Annotated in this window: 18 protein-coding genes; 5 read left to right on the top strand and 13 right to left on the bottom strand. The window is 62.4% G+C overall.

Annotated elements, in window-relative coordinates; genetic code table 11:
• Positions 1–28 precede the first annotated feature (28 nt).
• The 9 genes from BLQ09_RS18990 to BLQ09_RS18950 all read right to left on the bottom strand — a co-directional run bounded on the left by BLQ09_RS18990 (position 29) and on the right by BLQ09_RS18950 (position 9,388).
• Positions 29–1,186, bottom strand: a complete 1,158-nt coding sequence (locus tag BLQ09_RS18990; RefSeq protein WP_027605239.1) for a D-alanyl-D-alanine carboxypeptidase family protein — start codon at positions 1,184–1,186, stop codon at positions 29–31.
• Positions 1,187–1,362: 176 nt separating this feature from the next.
• The gene (locus BLQ09_RS18985; protein ID WP_027605238.1) at positions 1,363–2,361 is read right to left on the bottom strand and encodes a septal ring lytic transglycosylase RlpA family protein; all 999 of its coding nucleotides are present in this window, start codon (positions 2,359–2,361) and stop codon (positions 1,363–1,365) included.
• A complete protein-coding gene (gene mltB / locus BLQ09_RS18980; protein WP_027605237.1) occupies positions 2,361–3,371 on the bottom strand; it encodes a lytic murein transglycosylase B in 1,011 nt (336 codons plus the stop codon). Before mltB ends, BLQ09_RS18985 begins: the two co-directional genes overlap by 1 nt.
• A gap of 17 nt (positions 3,372–3,388) precedes the next feature.
• Entirely contained in the window at positions 3,389–4,492 is a 1,104-nt protein-coding gene (gene rodA / locus BLQ09_RS18975) for a rod shape-determining protein RodA (protein WP_051429342.1), read from the bottom strand.
• A 31-nt stretch (positions 4,493–4,523) separates the two neighbouring features.
• Entirely contained in the window at positions 4,524–6,422 is a 1,899-nt protein-coding gene (gene mrdA / locus BLQ09_RS18970) for a penicillin-binding protein 2 (RefSeq protein WP_027605235.1), read from the bottom strand.
• 15 nt (positions 6,423–6,437) lie between these two features.
• Complete coding sequence (gene rlmH, locus BLQ09_RS18965) at positions 6,438–6,905, bottom strand: 23S rRNA (pseudouridine(1915)-N(3))-methyltransferase RlmH (protein ID WP_092358222.1); 468 nt, start codon at positions 6,903–6,905, stop codon at positions 6,438–6,440.
• 9 nt (positions 6,906–6,914) lie between these two features.
• Positions 6,915–7,409 (bottom strand): ribosome silencing factor, encoded by a 495-nt coding sequence (gene rsfS, locus BLQ09_RS18960; RefSeq protein ID WP_003176298.1) that lies wholly within the window; start codon positions 7,407–7,409, stop codon positions 6,915–6,917.
• Positions 7,410–7,478: 69 nt separating this feature from the next.
• Positions 7,479–8,123 (bottom strand): nicotinate-nucleotide adenylyltransferase, encoded by a 645-nt coding sequence (gene nadD / locus BLQ09_RS18955; RefSeq protein ID WP_027605234.1) that lies wholly within the window; start codon positions 8,121–8,123, stop codon positions 7,479–7,481.
• The gene (locus BLQ09_RS18950; protein ID WP_065938368.1) at positions 8,123–9,388 is read right to left on the bottom strand and encodes a glutamate-5-semialdehyde dehydrogenase; all 1,266 of its coding nucleotides are present in this window, start codon (positions 9,386–9,388) and stop codon (positions 8,123–8,125) included. The genes nadD and BLQ09_RS18950 overlap by 1 nt, the downstream gene beginning before the upstream one ends.
• Positions 9,389–9,563: 175 nt before the next feature.
• Between BLQ09_RS18950 and BLQ09_RS18945 the strand changes: the two genes are divergently transcribed.
• Positions 9,564–10,247, top strand: coding sequence for a DNA-3-methyladenine glycosylase (locus tag BLQ09_RS18945; RefSeq protein WP_092358220.1), 684 nt, complete (start codon positions 9,564–9,566; stop codon positions 10,245–10,247).
• 25 nt (positions 10,248–10,272) lie between these two features.
• Positions 10,273–11,589, top strand: a complete 1,317-nt coding sequence (locus tag BLQ09_RS18940) for a bifunctional DedA family/phosphatase PAP2 family protein (RefSeq protein ID WP_092358218.1) — start codon at positions 10,273–10,275, stop codon at positions 11,587–11,589.
• Here BLQ09_RS18940 and BLQ09_RS18935 read toward each other — a convergent pair.
• The 4 genes from BLQ09_RS18935 to BLQ09_RS18920 form a co-directional block, all read right to left on the bottom strand.
• On the bottom strand, positions 11,583–11,798 hold the full coding sequence (locus BLQ09_RS18935) for a hypothetical protein (RefSeq protein WP_092358216.1): 216 nt from the start codon (positions 11,796–11,798) through the stop codon (positions 11,583–11,585). The two genes, BLQ09_RS18940 and BLQ09_RS18935, sit on opposite strands and share 7 nt — an antisense overlap.
• Positions 11,799–11,898: 100 nt before the next feature.
• Positions 11,899–12,489, bottom strand: coding sequence for an LON peptidase substrate-binding domain-containing protein (locus BLQ09_RS18930; protein ID WP_027605229.1), 591 nt, complete (start codon positions 12,487–12,489; stop codon positions 11,899–11,901).
• Between the two features lie 21 nt (positions 12,490–12,510).
• Positions 12,511–13,227 carry an LrgB family protein gene (locus BLQ09_RS18925; protein ID WP_027605228.1) on the bottom strand — a complete coding sequence of 239 codons (717 nt, stop codon included), beginning with the start codon at positions 13,225–13,227 and terminating at the stop codon, positions 12,511–12,513.
• Entirely contained in the window at positions 13,224–13,577 is a 354-nt protein-coding gene (locus BLQ09_RS18920; RefSeq protein ID WP_092358214.1) for a CidA/LrgA family protein, read from the bottom strand. The genes BLQ09_RS18925 and BLQ09_RS18920 overlap by 4 nt, the downstream gene beginning before the upstream one ends.
• Before the next feature lie 165 nt (positions 13,578–13,742).
• Between BLQ09_RS18920 and BLQ09_RS18915 the strand changes: the two genes are divergently transcribed.
• The 3 genes from BLQ09_RS18915 (at position 13,743) to BLQ09_RS18905 (ending at position 16,694) form a co-directional block, all read left to right on the top strand.
• Positions 13,743–14,198, top strand: coding sequence for a MaoC family dehydratase (locus tag BLQ09_RS18915; RefSeq protein ID WP_027605226.1), 456 nt, complete (start codon positions 13,743–13,745; stop codon positions 14,196–14,198).
• A gap of 105 nt (positions 14,199–14,303) precedes the next feature.
• Positions 14,304–16,022, top strand: a complete 1,719-nt coding sequence (locus BLQ09_RS18910) for a C13 family peptidase (RefSeq protein ID WP_027605225.1) — start codon at positions 14,304–14,306, stop codon at positions 16,020–16,022.
• Positions 16,023–16,052: 30 nt separating this feature from the next.
• Positions 16,053–16,694: an oxidoreductase gene (locus BLQ09_RS18905; protein WP_027605224.1), complete on the top strand. Its 642-nt coding sequence runs from the start codon at positions 16,053–16,055 to the stop codon at positions 16,692–16,694.
• The last annotated feature ends 23 nt before the right edge of the window (positions 16,695–16,717 follow it).

Here is a 16,717-nt window from a genome sequence, read left to right as displayed (position 1 = left end):
CAACGCGGGGCTTTGCAGGTGCACACAATCAGTTGAACAAGCCGTAGAAGAATAGACGGATGCTATCCCACACGCGGCGGAAGATACCACCTTCGTCGACGGCGTCCAGCGCGATCAGGTCGGCGCTGTGCACCACCTTGTCGTCCAGCTTGACTTCGACTTTACCGATCACGTCGCCCTTGGCGATTGGCGCAACCAATTGCGGGTTCATGGTCATGCTGGCAGCGAGCTTTTTCAGCTGGCCTTTAGGCATGGTCAGGGTCAGGTCTTCAGCCAGGCCGGCCTTGACCTGTGAGGTCGCGCCTTTCCATACCGGCGCGGTCGCCAGTTCAGCACCCTTCTGGTAGAAGGTCTGGGTTTCGAAGAAGCGGAAACCGTAGGTCAGCAATTTTTGCGTCTCGGCCGCACGGGCCTGCTCGCTGTTGGTGCCGAAGACCACGGCGATCAGGCGCTGGCCATCACGTACCGCGGACGACACCATGCAGTAGCCGGCTTCGTCGGTGTGGCCGGTTTTCAAGCCATCGACGGTCTTGTCGCGCCACAGCAACAGGTTGCGGTTAGGCTGCTTGATGTTGTTCCAGAAGAATTCCTTCTGGGAGTAGATCGCGTAGTGCACCGGGTCGACACGAATGATCGCGCGCGCCAGGATCGCCATGTCGTGAGCCGACGAGTAGTGCTCAGGGTTTGGCAGGCCGGTCGGGTTCATGAAGTGGCTGTTGGTCATGCCCAGGTCGGCCACGGTTTTGTTCATCATGTCGGCGAATGCGTCTTCGCTGCCGGCGATGTGCTCGGCCAGGGCGACGCTGGCGTCGTTACCGGACTGGATGATGATGCCGTGCAGCAGGTCGCTCACAGTGACTTGCGAGCCGACCTTGATGAACATCCGCGAACCGCCGGTACGCCAGGCGTTTTCGCTGACGGTCACCGGGTCGTTTTCGCCGATCTGGCCGCGACGGATTTCCAGGGTCGCGATGTAGGCGGTCATCAGCTTGGTCAGGCTGGCCGGTGGCAGGCGCTGGTCACCGTTGCTCTCGACCAGCACGTTGCCACTGGCGGCATCCATGAGGACCCAGGACTTGGCGGCCAGTTGCGGTGAAGCCGGTACCATTTCAACCGCCCAGGCGGCCGGGGTGATGATCAGCGAAAGAAGCAGGCACGTGCGTTTGGCTAAGGTGGTGATGTTCATCCGTCTCTCGAAATTGCTTATGGAAACTTGCCCTCGCGGGCAAAACTTATTCAGACAGCCCGCTACCAGACTGTCACGTGTTCGGTTGCCCGCTCACCCCTTGCCCCTGGGTTTTATTGTTCAACGAGCCAACAACCAGGGTCCAGGCCCGCATGCGAGCCTCAACCATCAATTTATTATTCGGCAGTGACCACGCTGGGTTGCCCCAGGTTGGCCAGGCGCACGCTGTTCTGCACTTGCGCTACCTCGCTCGGCGAACCGATCGGGCCCATGCGCACACGGTGCAACGTTTGCTGGTTACGCACGATGGAGCTGATAAATACCGGCGCGCTGACCATGCTGCTGAGCTTGGACCTTAACAGTTCTGCCGCATCCGGGTTGGCGAAAGCACCCACTTGCAGGTATTGCCCGCCCGCGACCGCGGCGCCCGGTGCCGCATGGGGCACGACCACGGTATCCGGTGCGTGCTGCTGCGGTGGCGGTGTCCATTGTTCGATCTTGCCGGTAGATGCCGTCACTTGCGGCTGCGCACTCTGCGGCTCGTTGAGCATCAACGGCGCGGGCTTGCCACGCTGGGCCCAGTACTGCGCCGGATCGATGCCTTCGACCTTGACCCGCGCGGTACCGGTTTCGGCATAGCCGAGTTTTTTTGCGGCGGCGTAGGACAAGTCGATAATGCGATCCGAATAGAACGGCCCACGGTCGTTGACCCGCAGGATCACCGTGCGGTTGTTGTCCAGGTTGGTCACGCGGACATAGCTGGGCAGCGGCAAGGTCTTGTGGGCCGCGCTCATGCCGTACAGGTCATAGACTTCGCCGTTGGCGGTGTTCTGGCCGTGGAACTTGGTGCCATACCAGGACGCCGTGCCCGATTGCACGTAGGTCTTGGAGTCCTGCAGCGGGAAGTAGGACTTGCCCAGCACCGTATAGGGGTTGGCCTTGTACGGGCCGGTGTGCAGGGTCGGCGTGGCGTCCGGGATCTTCGACACGTCGACATCCCACCACGGCGCGCCATCTTTGTGCGCGCGGTTGATGTCCAGCCCTGGCTGGGAACGCACCGCAGTGCCGCCGGACTTCGGTACCGGGCCACGGCTGGTGGAACAACTGACGACGAGCAGGGACAACGCGGCGAACGCCACCAGCTTGAGCGGTTGATTGAACGGCGATGCCCGCATTACTTGTTGCCCCGTGCTTGGACCAGCATGTCTGACAGCTGATGCACGGCCATGGCGTACATCACACTGCGGTTATAACGCGTGATTGCGTAAAAATTCTTCAGGCCCATCCAGTATTCAGGGCCGTTTTCACCTTCGAGGCGGAATGCCGTCACCGGCATATCGTCGCGTGGCGCATTCTGACTCGACCAGCCCAGCGCCCGCAACTCCCCGACGGTCTTGGCCGGCTCGATACCCTGGGTCAGGCCTTCATCGGCACGCTCCCCGCTGACATCGGCGCGGATCACCACCGGCTCGCCACCGACCCAGCCGTGGCGCTTGAAGTAGCTGGCCACACTGCCGATGGCATCGTCCGGGTTGCTCCAGATATTGATGTGCCCGTCGCCGTCGAAATCCACCGCGTAGGCGCGAAAACTGCTCGGCATGAACTGCGGCAAGCCCATCGCCCCGGCGTAGGAGCCCTTGAGGGTCAGCGGGTCGACCTGCTCTTCACGGGCCAACAGCAGGAACTCACGCAGCTCCTTGCGGAAGAAGTCGGCGCGCGGCGGGTAATCGAAGCCCAGGGTCGACAAAGCGTCGATTACCCGGTAACTGCCGGTATTGCGCCCGTAGAAGGTTTCAATGCCAATGATCGCAACGATGACCTGGGCCGGCACGCCGTATTCCTGCTCGGCCCGGGCCAACACGGCCTCGTGCTGGCGCCAGAAGTCCACCCCCCGGGCCACCCGGGCGTCGGTGAGGAACATCGGACGGTATTCCTTCCACTGCTTCACGCGCTCGGCGGGGCGAGAAATCGCGTCGAGGATCGCCTGCTTGCGCTGGGCTTCGCGGAACACGCCCATCAGCTGTTCACCGGCGAAGCCGTAGTCGCGGGTCATTTCACCGACGAATTCGGCGACCTGGGGTGAGCCATCGTAGTCACCGGCCTGCGCCTCGTGCGTTGCCCCCAGCAGCCCGATCAGGCCCATCCAGGACGCATGCCGAGTCGCCCAGCCGCGCATTACTTGCATTGACATCTTCACCTTATTCAAACCTGTGCGATCCACTTGCGATGCGTATGAATCGACATCAAAACCCCAAACGCTGACAGCAATGTCACCAGCGAAGTTCCGCCGTAGCTAATGAACGGCAACGGCACCCCAACCACCGGCAGCAGGCCACTGACCATACCGATGTTGACGAAAACGTAAACAAAAAAAGTCATGGTCAGGCTGCCGGCGAGCAATTTGCCGAACAGCGTCTGCGCCTGTGCGGTAATCACCAGGCCACGCCCAATCAACAGAAGATAGATCAGCAACAGTGCGCAGATGCCCACCAGGCCGAACTCTTCGCCCATCACCGCAATGATGAAGTCGGTATGGCTCTCGGGCAGAAAGTCCAAATGCGACTGGGTGCCGAGCAGCCAGCCCTTGCCAAATACACCGCCGGAACCGATGGCCGCCTTCGACTGGATAATGTTCCAACCGGTGCCGAGCGGGTCGCTTTCGGGATCGAGGAACGTCAGGATCCGCTGCTTCTGGTAGTCGTGCATAAAGAAGAACCACATGGCCACGGCCACCGGCACTGCCGCCGCCAGCACGCTGAGGATCCAGCGCCAGCGCAGCCCGCCCATGAACAGCACGAACGCACCGCCGGCCAGGATCAGCAGCGAGGTGCCGAGGTCCGGCTGGCGCACGATCAACACAAAGGGGATGCCGATCAGGATCAGGCTGATCCCCACATGCTTGAGCTGCGGCGGCAAGGTGCGCTTGGACAGGTACCAGGCGATCGTCGCCGGCATCAGGATCTTCATGAATTCCGACGGCTGGAAGCGAATCACCCCCGGAATATTGATCCAGCGGGTCGCGCCCATGGCGTTGTGGCCCATGACGTCCACCACCACCAGCAGCAACACCCCGGCCACATAGCCAAGCGGCACCCAGCGCGCCATGAAACGCGGCTCCAGCTGGGCGATCACCACCATGGACAGCAGGCCCAGGCCAAACGACGAAGCCTGCTTGATCAGCAAGTCCCAGTTCTTGCCGCTGGCCGAATACAGCACGAACAGGCTGCCGGCCGCCAGGGTCAGCAGCAGGATCAGCAACGGGCCATCAATGTGCATGCGCTGCAACAAAGTCGCGCGGCGACGCATCACATCCTCGCTGGAGAGGATGCGGTCAAAATTACTCTTCACTGGCCGTAACCTCGGGGGTTGAAGGGGGGCCGCCATATTCGGGCTTGAGCCTGCCGTCGTCGGCCAGCAACCAGGCGTCCATCACCTGGCGTACTACAGGCGCCGCCACACCGGAGCCGGACTCGCCGTTCTCGACCATCACCGCCACCACGATTTTCGGGTCGTCGGCCGGGGCAAAGCCCACAAACAAGGCGTGGTCGCGGTGGCGTTCCTGGACCTTGGAGCGGTCGTATTTCTCGCCCTGCTTGATCGCCACCACCTGGGCGGTACCACTCTTGCCGGCGATACGGTATTGCGCACCGATCGCCGCCTTGCGCGCGGTCCCGCGTGCACCGTGCATCACCTGTTGCATGCCGTGGTTGACCTTGGTCCAGTCGGACGGATCGCGCAGTACGATGTCGGGGATCGGGTTTTCATCCACAGGCTTTTCGCCTTCGATGGTCCGGGCCAGGTGCGGGCGGTTCCAGATGCCTTTGTTGGCCACCAGCGCCGTGGCCTGGGCCAGTTGCAAAGGCGTGGCCTGCATATAGCCCTGGCCGATGCCGAGGATCAGGGTTTCGCCCGGGAACCATGCCTGGCGGCGGGTCGCACGCTTCCACTCCCGCGATGGCATCAGGCCAGGGGACTCTTCGAACATATCCAGGGAGACTTTCTGACCGAGGCCGAACTTGCCCATGTAGGCGGACAAGCGGTCGATCCCCAGCTTGTGGGCCAGGTCGTAAAAATAGGTGTCGTTGGAACGCATGATCGCGGTATCCAGGTCGACATAGCCGTCACCGGTACGGTTCCAGTTGCGGTATTTGTGGTCGTAGTTGGGCAGCATGTAGTAGCCCGGGTCGAATACCCGGCTGGAAGCCGTGACCACACCCGCATCCAGGCCGGCAATCGCCACCGCCGGCTTGATCGTCGAACCCGGCGGGTACAGGCCGCGCAACACACGGTTGAACAGCGGCCGGTCGATGGAGTCGCGCAACTCGGCGTAGGCCTTGAAGCTGATCCCGGTCACGAACAGGTTGGGGTCGAAGCTCGGCTGGCTGACCATGGCCAGCACTTCGCCGGTCTTCGGGTCCAACGCCACCACTGCACCACGCCGGCCGCCCAGGGCCATCTCGGCCGCTTCCTGCAGCTTGATGTCCAGGCTCAGCACAATGTCCTTGCCCGGCACCGGGTCGGTACGCTTGAGCACCCGCAGCACACGGCCGCGAGCGTTGGTCTCGACTTCTTCGTAACCCACCTGGCCGTGCAGTTCGGGCTCGTAGAAACGCTCGATGCCGGTCTTGCCGATATGGTGGGTGCCGCTGTAATTGACGGGATCGAGGCTTTTCAGCTCTTTCTCGTTGATCCGCCCCATATAGCCGACGGAGTGGGCAAAGTGCGGCCCTTGGGGATAGTGGCGTACCAGCTGCGCCACCACTTCCACACCCGGCAGGCGGAACTGGTTCACCGCGATCCGCGCAATCTGCTCTTCGGTCAGCTCGAACAGGATCGGCACCGGTTCGAAAGGCCGACGCCCCTGCTTCATGCGTTTCTCGAAGATCACCCGGTCTTCCGGGGTCAACTGCAGCACCTCGACGATGACATCGAGGACCTGCTGCCAATCGCCGGAACGCTCACGGGTCATGCTCAGGCTGAAGCTGGGCCGGTTATCCGCCACCACCACGCCATTACGGTCGAAGATCAGCCCACGGGTCGGCGGAATCGGCTGCACATGCACGCGGTTGTTTTCCGACAGCGTGGAGTGGTAGTCGTACTGGATCACCTGCAGGAAATACAGGCGCGCAATCAGCACCCCGATCAGCGCCACCACCATGATCGCGCCAAACACCACCCGCGCGCGTACCAGACGTGCGTCTTTCTCGTGGTCCTTGATGCGGATCGGCTGGGTCATCGGGAGAGGCGCAGATTATTTGTGATAAGGGTGCCCGGACAGAACTGTCCAGGCGCGATACAGCTGTTCACCGATCAGGATCCTTACCAACGGGTGCGGCAGCGTCAGCGCCGACAGCGACCAGCGCTGGTCCGCCCGCGCGCAGACTTCCGGCGCCAGCCCTTCGGGGCCGCCGACCATGAAGTTGACGGTGCGCGAGTCCAGGCGCCAGCGATCCAGTTCCACCGCCAGTTGCTCGGTGCTCCAGGGTTTGCCGTGCACTTCGAGGGTGACGATGCGCTCGTTGGGGCCGACCTTGGCCAGCATGGCTTCGCCTTCCTGACGGATGAAGCGCGCCACGTCGGCATTCTTGCCCCGGGTGTTGAGCGGTATCTCCACCAGTTCCAGCGACAGCTCGGCGGGCAGACGCTTGCCATACTCGTGCCAGCCTTCTTCCACCCACTTGGGCATGCGTGAACCGACAGCAATCAGACGCAGGCGCACAGCCGTTCCTTATTCCTGGTCTTTGTTGAGCTTGTCGAAGTGCGCGTGGCCCACTTCCGGGCTGTGGTGCTTGCCATCGGCGGCACGGCTCTGCTCGGCGCCTTTCCACAGACGCTCCAGGTCGTAGAACTGACGGGCATTGCTGGTCATCATGTGAACGATCACGTCGTCCATGTCCAGCAGCACCCAGTCGCTGTCGCCCTTGCCTTCTTCACCCAGTGGCTTCACGCCTTGGGCTTTGACGGCTTCGCGAACCTTGTCCAGCATCGCGCCGATCTGGCGGTTGGAGGTACCGGTGGCGATGATCATGAAGTCGGTGATGCTCTGCTTGTCGCGTACGTCCAGGACCTGGATGTCCTGGGCCTTCACGTCTTCCAGGGCGGCAACGGCGACTTTCACCAGCTCTTCGCCAGCCAGTTCCGGGCCAACATGGGCTTCAACCGGCAGCGGGGCGCTTTTGAACGTACCTTTGCGTTTTACTTTGCTTACGTCTTTGTTCGTCATAAAAAACTCGTTTTGCTCATATGTTCGGGCGCTCGCTGCACGAGTGTTCGTGCGTTCAAGCGCGCCTTTTCAGTTCGACGCACGGTAAAGCCCGTGCGCATCGATGTAGGCCAGGACCGCGTCAGGCACCAGGAAACGTACCGACTTCCCGCTGGCCAGCAGTTGACGGATCTGGGTGGCGGACACCGCAAGCGGGGTCTGCCAGACGAATGCAATATTCCCGTTCGGCCCGGTCAGGGCCAAGGGGTCACTTACCGACCGCGCGGCCAGCAGGTTGCGCAAGGCATCCGGCGGTTCGCTGTCGGCATCCGGGCGTTGCAAAACCAGGATGTGGCAGTGCTGGAGGAGTTCCTCCCAGCGATGCCAAGAGGGCAGGCCGCAAAATGCGTCCCAGCCCAAAAGCAGAAACAACTGGTCATCCGCGGCCAACTCAACGCGCATCAGCTCCAGGGTGTCGACAGTGTAGGACGGTTTATCGCGCTTGAGCTCACGATCATCCACCACCAGCGGCGGTATGCCTTCTACGGCCAGGCGCACCATTTCCAGGCGCTGCTGCGGCGACACCTGCGGGGTGTCGCGATGGGGCGGCCGGAAGTTAGGGATCAGGCGCAGCTCATCCAGCGCCAAGGCATCCGCGACTTCCAGGGCACTGCGCAAATGGCCGATGTGCACGGGGTCGAAGGTACCGCCGAGCAGCCCGATGCGTTTAGCCATCAAGTGCGCACATGACCGTCGCCGAACACCACGTACTTCTCGCTGGTCAGGCCTTCCAGGCCAACCGGGCCGCGTGCGTGGAGCTTGTCGGTGGAGATGCCGATCTCCGCCCCCAGGCCGTACTCGAAGCCGTCGGCAAAGCGCGTCGAGGCGTTGATCATCACCGAAGCGGAATCCACTTCGGTGAGGAAACGCCGGGCATCGCTGAAATGCTCGGAGACAATGGCGTCGGTGTGCTTGGAGCCGTACGTGTTGATGTGTTCGATGGCCTGGTCCAGGTCGTCGACGATGCGGATCGACAGGATCGGCGCCGTGTACTCGGTGTACCAGTCCTGCTCGGTGGCTTCGATCACGTCCGCGCCCAACAGCGCACGGGTGCGTTCGCAACCGCGCAGCTCCACGCCCTTGTCACGGTAGATGGCAGCCAGCGGCGGCAGCACGCGCTCGGCAATGCCGACGTGCACCAGCAGGGTTTCCATGGTGTTGCACGGCGCGTAGCGGTGGGTCTTGGCGTTGTCGGCGATGCGGATCGCCTTGTCGATGTCGGCGGCGATGTCGATATACACGTGGCAGACGCCGTCCAGGTGCTTGATCACTGGCACCTTGGCATCGCGGCTGACGCGCTCGATCAGGCTCTTGCCACCGCGCGGCACGATCACGTCGACGAATTCCGGCATGGTGATCAGCGCGCCGACAGCGGCGCGGTCGGTGGTTTCCACCACTTGCACCACTTCGGCCGGCAACTCGGCCACGGCCAGGCCCTGCTGGATGCAGGCGGCGATGGCGCGGTTGGAATTGATCGCCTCGGAACCGCCACGCAGGATGGTGGCATTGCCCGACTTGAGGCACAGGCTCGCGGCGTCGATGGTCACGTTCGGGCGCGACTCATAGATGATGCCGATCACGCCCAGGGGCACGCGCATCTTGCCGACCTGGATGCCGGACGGCAGGTAACGCATATCGCGAATTTCACCGATGGGGTCAGGCAGCTTGGCCACCTGACGCAACCCTTCGATCATGTCGTCGATACGTGCCGGCGTCAGCGCCAGGCGGTCCAGCAGGGCGGGCTCGAGGCCATTGGCGCGGCCGTTGGCCAGGTCCAGTTCGTTGGCGGCAGTCAGCTCGGAGCGCGAAGCGTCCAGAGCATCGGCGGCGGCCAGCAGGGCACGGTTCTTCTGCGCGGTGCTCGCACGGGCGATCAACCGCGAGGCCTGACGGGCAGCGCGACCCAGGCGGGTCATGTAGTCAAGAACGGACTCAGTCATGGTCAGGGAGTCTTGGCAAAGAGGAAAGCGGCAGATTATAGCTGTGACGCCGCCCGACTGACAGCGGTGAGGGGCGGATGGTCGAAATGAACTGTAAAAACCTGGGGTTCAGCCGTAATTAAGGTGGGAGTTGTTATTATTCCGTCACATTTAGCCGTATTAACCCCAGGCCACCATGCCCAGTTCTTCGCCCCAACTCCCCGCCAGCGCCCTGCCCGACAGCTTCTTCGACCGTGACGCGCAAATACTCGCGCGAGATTTGCTTGGAAAAGTCATCCGCCATCGCGTCGGCGATAGCTGGCTTTCGGCGCGAATTATTGAAACCGAAGCCTATTACGTGGCCGAAAAAGGCAGCCACGCCTCACTCGGCTACACAGAAAAGCGTAAGGCTTTGTTTCTGGATGGCGGGCATATCTATATGTACTACGCCCGTGGCGGCGATTCGCTGAACTTCAGCGCGCAGGGGCCGGGCAATGCCGTGCTGATCAAATCGGCCTATCCCTGGGTCGATGAAACCTCCGGACCCGCCAGCCTGGCGCAGATGCTGCTGAACAACCCGAATGCCGACGGCAGCCCGCGCTCGTCGCAAAAGCTGTGTGCCGGCCAGACGTTGCTGTGCAAGGCGCTGGGCCTGAAGGTGCCGATGTGGGATGCCAAGCGCTTTGATCAAGAATTGCTCTATGTGGAAGACGTCGGCCAGACACCGACACAGATCATCCAGACCACCCGCCTGGGCATCCCCAGCGGCCGTGACGAGCACTTGATGTACCGCTTCGTCGATGCCGGCTATGCGCCCTACTGCACGCGGAACCCGCTGCGCCGGGGCCAGGTCGAAGGCCGCGACTATTTCCTGATTTGAATCTGTGGCGATGGAGTAACGATTTATGGGCCAATGGCTCGATGGCATTACCGGCTGGCTGACCCTCAACCCGCAATGGCTGGCGGCGGCGGTGTTTATCGTCGCGTGCGTGGAATGCCTGGCCATTGCCGGGCTGATCGTGCCGGGCACGGTACTGCTGTTTGCCATTGCGGCAATGGCTGGCAGCGGCGCCTTGTCCCTGAGTGAAACCCTGCTGCTGGGATTCCTGGGAGGCTTGTTGGGCGACGGGGTTTCCTACTTCCTCGGCCGACACTTCCATCAGAACATCCGCCGCCTGCCCGGCCTGCGCCACCACCCGGAATGGATGAACGGCGCGGAAACCTACTTTCACAAATACGGCATCGCCAGTCTGCTGGTGGGACGTTTCATCGGGCCATTGCGGCCGATGCTGCCGATGGTGGCCGGGATGTGCGACATGCCGTTCCCGCGTTTCGCCCTGGTCAGCCTTCTGGCGGCAGCCGGTTGGTCGGTCGCCTACCTGCTGCCGGGCTGGGCAACCGGCGCTGCGTTCCGCCTGCCATTGCCGGAAGGGTTCTGGCCTGAGGCGGGGGTTGTTACAGCCTGCCTGGCAGCCATGCTGGGACTGAGCCTGCACACCAGCGTGCGCGGCCATCGTCGCGCGACCTTGTGGATAGGGGGCGCCAGCCTGACATTATTGATCGCTCTGTTTATCGGCTATACCCACCTGGATGACTTTGACCAGGGCCTGAGCGCGCTGGTACAGGAACATCGCAGCCCCTGGCTGGACCAGACCATGGTGATGGTGACCCAATTGGGTGAGTTCAAGAAAATGTTCTTCGCCAGCGCCGTATTCACCGCGCTGCTGCTACTGGCGCGGCAATGGCGTCATGCCATGTTTGTCGGTGCAACACTGGCCGGGGCGGCGGTGATCAATACCGGGACCAAACTGTTTTTCGCCCGTGGCCGCCCGGAAATCCTCACCGACCCATTGACCAGCTTCAGCATGCCCAGCGGCCACGCCTCCGGTGCGTTTGCGTTTTTCCTGGCGTTGGCGGTGCTGGCCGGTCGCGGACAACCCACGCGCCTGCGCCTGACCTGGATGTTGCTGGGCTGTATTCCTGCGGCCTTCATCGCGCTGTCACGGGTCTACCTTGGCGCCCATTGGCCCACCGACATCCTGGCTGGCACGCTGCTGGCAATGACCGTGTGTGCATTCAGCCTCACCGTCTGCCAGTACCGCAGCCCTTTGCCGCCGATGCCGCAGAAGGCCTGGTGGCTGGTATTACCCGCTGTGGTGGCGGTGCTCGGCTTCATTGCCTTTACCGGCACCCCACACGCGCTGCTCAGGTATGCCTACTGACCCTGGGTCGGGCCGAGCCAATGGATTGGCGCGGCGCGGCGTTCAACACAACGCTCACGTCGCTCCAGCATCATCTCATCGGCGATTTCCGCGGCGCGTTCAGCGATGTATTCCGGGCCCCGCTTGGCATCCAGCGGCAGCAGCTGCACGGCAATACTGACAAAAAAAACGTCCCAGGCGGCCTGTTCCGATTGCGCTAGCCGAATCATGTTCACCCCCAATCATTGTTGTGTGATCGGTGACTATTTCAGGCGACGCGCAGGGAACAACGAGGAAACCTCTGAAAACCGCGCAGGACAGATCCGAGGCTCAGGCAAACAACTCACCCTGAAGCTCATCGAGCAGCATCTGGATCGCATCCAGCCGCTGCTGCGGGTCGTCGAGTTGCAGCAGGTCGATCTTGTCGGCCTCAGTGAACGGCAAGAGATAAGCCAGTTGATTGCCCAAGGCTTGCTGGCCATCGGCGTGAGTGTCCATGTCCAGCGACGCGACCATCGGGTGTTCGGCCAGGGCCTGGAGCAAGGCCAGCAGGTCGGCATCCTCTTCTTCCAGCGCCTGGTCCGGCAGTTCTTCCAGCCATTGCACCTCGGCCACCAGCAATTGGTCCTTCTGCACGCCGGCGTCTCGCACGCGGAAGCGCCGCCCGCCTTCGACGCGAATCCCCAGCAGGCCGTTGTCCTGCTGCTTGAAGTCGCGAATCAACGCTTCGCAGCCGATCAAGGCATAGCCATCCGGGGCCATGCCCACCTCCTTGCCATCGAGGATGCACACCACGCCGAAGCTTTCGCCCTTTTTCATGCAGCGGCTGATCATGTCCAGGTAGCGCGCCTCGAACAGTTGCAGGTCGAGGATGCAGCCAGGGAACAGCACGGTATTGAGGGGGAACAGCGCCAGACTCATAAAGGCTTCCTTAAACCCGGTTTAAACAATCACTGACACGGCCAGCGGCAGGAACACCGCTGTGGCTACGCCCATCAGACTCATGGCCAGCGCCGCAAAGGCGCCACACTCTTCGCTTTCCTGCAGGGCCACCGAGGTGCCGACGGCGTGTGCGGTCATGCCCAGCGCCATGCCGCGCGCCTCGGGGCTGTGCACCCCAAGACGCGAGAGTAACGCCGGGCCAACCATCGCGCCCACCACCCCGGTAATCAGCACAAACACCGCCGCCAAGGCTGCCACACCGCCGATCTGTTCGGCCACCAGCATGGCAATCGGCGAGGTCACCGACTTCGGCGCCATGGTCATCAACATCCTGTGTTCGGCGCCGAACCACCAGCCCAGCAGTACGCACAGGCCGGTGGCCAACACGCCGCCTATCACCAGCGTAGTAAAAATCGGCCAGAACAATTGCCGAATCCGCCGCAGGTTCAGATAGAGCGGCACCGCCAGGGCCACCGTCGCCGGGCCCAGCAGGATCCCCATGATCTCCGTGCTCTTGCGGTACTCGGCGTAGCTCAGGCCGCACGTGAGCAACACGCCGATCACCAGCAGCATGGAGACCAGCACCGGTTGCAGGAAAATCCAGCGGGTTTTCTCGAAACCCGCCAGCACCAGCTGATAGGCGCCCAGGGTGATCCCGATACCGAACAGCGGGTGATGAATCACCGCCGTCCATGCGCCGTGCCAGTCGAAGATCATTGATCCTGCTCCTTGCGCTTGACCATGCGTTCCATCAACAGCCCGACAAAGCCCATGGCGATCACCAGCGACAACACCAGTGCACCGACGATGGCCCAGAAATCGGCGGCAATATCCCTGGCATACACCATCACCCCCACCGCCGGCGGCACCAGCAGCAACGGCAAGTAGCGCAGCAGGCTGCTGGCCGCCAGGCTCAGGGGCTCGCCGACTTCGCCACGCCAGATCAGGAACCCGAGCATCAACAGCAGGCCGATGATCGGCCCCGGCAGTACCGGCAGCAGCAAATGATTGATCGCCGTGCCGATCAATTGAAACAGCACCAGCCATGTCAGACCGCGTAACAGCATCCGTCCTCTCCCCCCTCAAGACCCGCCCGCATTATAAGCATGCCCGTCCTATGCTCCGGCATTCGCCAAAAGCATGGTGGGTTGACCGGGCTGGTTGGCCATGATGATCTACATTGGTTCTCTGTACCCCATAACAACAGCACCGATGAACCAAGGAGAGACGCAATGCCCTATGTACCCGTAGCGCAGCTCAAAGATTATGTCGGCAAGGAACTGGGACGTTCCGAATGGCTCACCATCGACCAGGCACGTATCAACCTGTTCGCCGAGGCCACTGGCGATCATCAGTTCATCCACGTCGACCCGGTCAAGGCCGCGCAAACCCCGTTCGGCAGCACCATTGCCCACGGTTTCCTGTCGCTGTCGCTGATGCCCAAGTTGATGGAAGACATCCTGATCGTGCCCGAAGGCCTGAAGATGGCCGTCAACTATGGCCTGGACAGCGTGCGCTTTATCCAGCCGGTGAAAGTCAATTCCAAGGTGCGCCTGAACGTGACCCTCACCGACGTCACCGAGAAAAAGCCCGGCCAATGGCTGCTCAAGGCCACCGCCACCCTGGAAATCGATGGCCAGGAAAAACCCGCTTACGTCGCCGAGTCGTTGTCGCTCTACTTCGTGTAAGCCCATCCCTGTGGCGAGCCACTGAAACTCGCCACAGGGTATGTAAATTTATGTATGAATCTCGCAGCTGCGGCATACTCGGCGCTCAATTATCCGGATCCCGCTATGCGCCCACTCGCTCCCCTTGCCCTTGCCCTGTTGCTCACCGCTTGCGGAGACGGCGAATCGCTGTTGCCGCCCGATGCGCGCCTGCCCGATGGCGGTCGTTACCGGGGCGATGTGGTCAATGGTCTGCTGCAAGGCCAGGGCCGCGTGGATTATCCCAACGGCAGCTGGTACGCCGGGCAGTTCGACAAAGGCCAGTGGCACGGCCAGGGCGAATGGCATGGCAGCAACGGCGAAGTCTATAAAGGCCAGTTCCAGCAAGGTCTGTTCGATGGCCAGGGCAGCCTGACCACGGCCGGCAGCCACTATGTGGGCGGGTTCAAGAACGGTCGGCGCAACGGCGAAGGCACCCTCAAAGAAGGGCAGATGACCTATCGCGGCGAATTCAAGGACGACCAGTATTCCGGCCTCGGCCGCCTGGAACTGGCGGATGGCAGCCAGTATCAGGGCCAGTTCGCCCACGGCAAGCCGAACGGTGAAGGCCAGCGCAATGACGACAGCGGCAACCAATTCAGCGGCCACTTCGTCGACGGCCAGCTGGAGGGCAACGGTACATTCAACAGCGCCGACGGCGACATCTATGTCGGCCAGTTCAAGCAGAACCAGCTCAACGGCAAGGGCCGTTATGAAAACGCCGATGGCGACGTGTGGATCGGCCAGTTCAAGGAAGGCGCACTCAGCGGCAAGGGCGAGTTGATCGGCGTCGACGGCAGCCACTACGTCGGCCAGTTCAGCGACTGGCGCTTTACCGGCGAAGGCCGCCTGAACCTGACCGACGGCAGCTTCTATATCGGCGGCTTCGACAGCGACAACTATCAAGGTCGCGGCACCCTGGTACTCACCGACGGCACGGTGCAGGCCGGTACCTGGGTCAACGGCATGCGCGTGCGTGATGCCGACGGCAAGCTGTTGCCCGACCCGCTGGAAATCGGCGTACTGGCCCAGGGCCGCCTGCTGGACACCGCCCTCGCCGCCGTGCCCGCCTCCACCTCGGCCGTGGAGCTGTACACCCTGGCCGTGGCCGGCGACGGTAAACAAAGCGTGTTCCTGCGCGAAGCCGATTACGTCAGCAATATGCTCGCCACCCGCTTCGGCGCCCGTGGGCAGATCCGCCTGGTCAACCACCGCGACCATATCGCCGACCGGCCACTGGCCACCCGCGAAAGCCTGCGCCGGGCCGTGCAGACCCTGGCCGAGCGCACCGGGCCGGAAGACCTGGTGTTTATCTACATGACCAGCCACGGCACCCACGAACACGAACTGGTGCTGGACCAACCGCGCATGGAACTGGCCGACCTGCCCGCCGATGAACTGGCCGCCGTGCTCGCGCCGCTGAAAAACCGCGACAAGATCGTGGTGATTTCAGCCTGCTACTCCGGCGGCTTCATCCCGGCGCTCAAAGACGAACGCACCCTGATCATGACCGCCTCGCGCGCCGACCGCGTGTCCTTCGGCTGTTCTGAAGAGGCCGACTTCACCTACTTCGGCGACGCCCTCTTCGCCCAAGCCTTCAACCAGACCGACGATCTGCAGCAAGCCTTCAAGCTGGCGCAGCTGCATGTGAGCGAACGCGAACAGGCAGACAACTTCGAAGCGTCCGAACCGCAGATCTGGGCCCCCAAAGGCGTGATCGCCCATTGGCAATTATTACGCAAGCAGCAGGCACGAAAGGCGCTGGAAAGCGTCTCAATGAATAGCAAGGAAGCCAAAGGCAACTAAGCTGTAACGTGTAACAAGGGGGGAAACACCATGTACCTGACACCTCAGCATATCCTGCTCGCTGGCGCCTCTGGCCTGACCGGCGAACACCTGCTCGACCGCCTGCTCAACGAACCCACCGTGACCCGCGTGCTGGCGCCCAGCCGCAAGCCACTGGCCGAGCATCCGCACCTGGAAAACCCGGTGGGCGACCCGGCGGTGTTCCTGCCGCAACTGAGCGGCCAGGTGGATATTGCCTTCTGCTGCCTGGGTACCACCATCAAGAAAGCCGGTTCGGAAGAAGCTTTTCGTGCCGTCGACCTGGATATGGTCGTAGCCTTTGCCAAGCGCGCGCGGGAGATGGGCGCGCGGCACCTGATCGTGATCAGTGCGATTGGCGCCGATCCGAAATCCTCGGTGTTCTACAACCGGGTCAAAGGGGAAATGGAACAGGCACTCAAGGCCCAGGACTGGCCGCAATTGACCATCGTGCGGCCTTCGTTGCTGCTGGGGGAACGGCTGGAGCCCCGCTTGGCCGAGCAACTGGCCGGGCCGCTGTCACGGTTGATTCCGGGGAAATACCACGGCATTGAAGTCTGCGAACTGGCCCGGGCCATGTGGCGCCTGGCGCTGGAAGAGCAGGACGGGGTGCGGGTGGTGGAGTCGGATGAACTGCGCAAGCTCGGTAAGTAACGCCTCCCACATTAGTTTTGTGG

The organism is Pseudomonas sp. NFACC25 (genome assembly GCF_900100935.1).
Taxonomy (GTDB): domain Bacteria; phylum Pseudomonadota; class Gammaproteobacteria; order Pseudomonadales; family Pseudomonadaceae; genus Aquipseudomonas; species Aquipseudomonas marginalis.
Note: the sequence above shows the minus strand (reverse complement) of the source record. Positions and strands in the feature narration are given on the sequence as shown.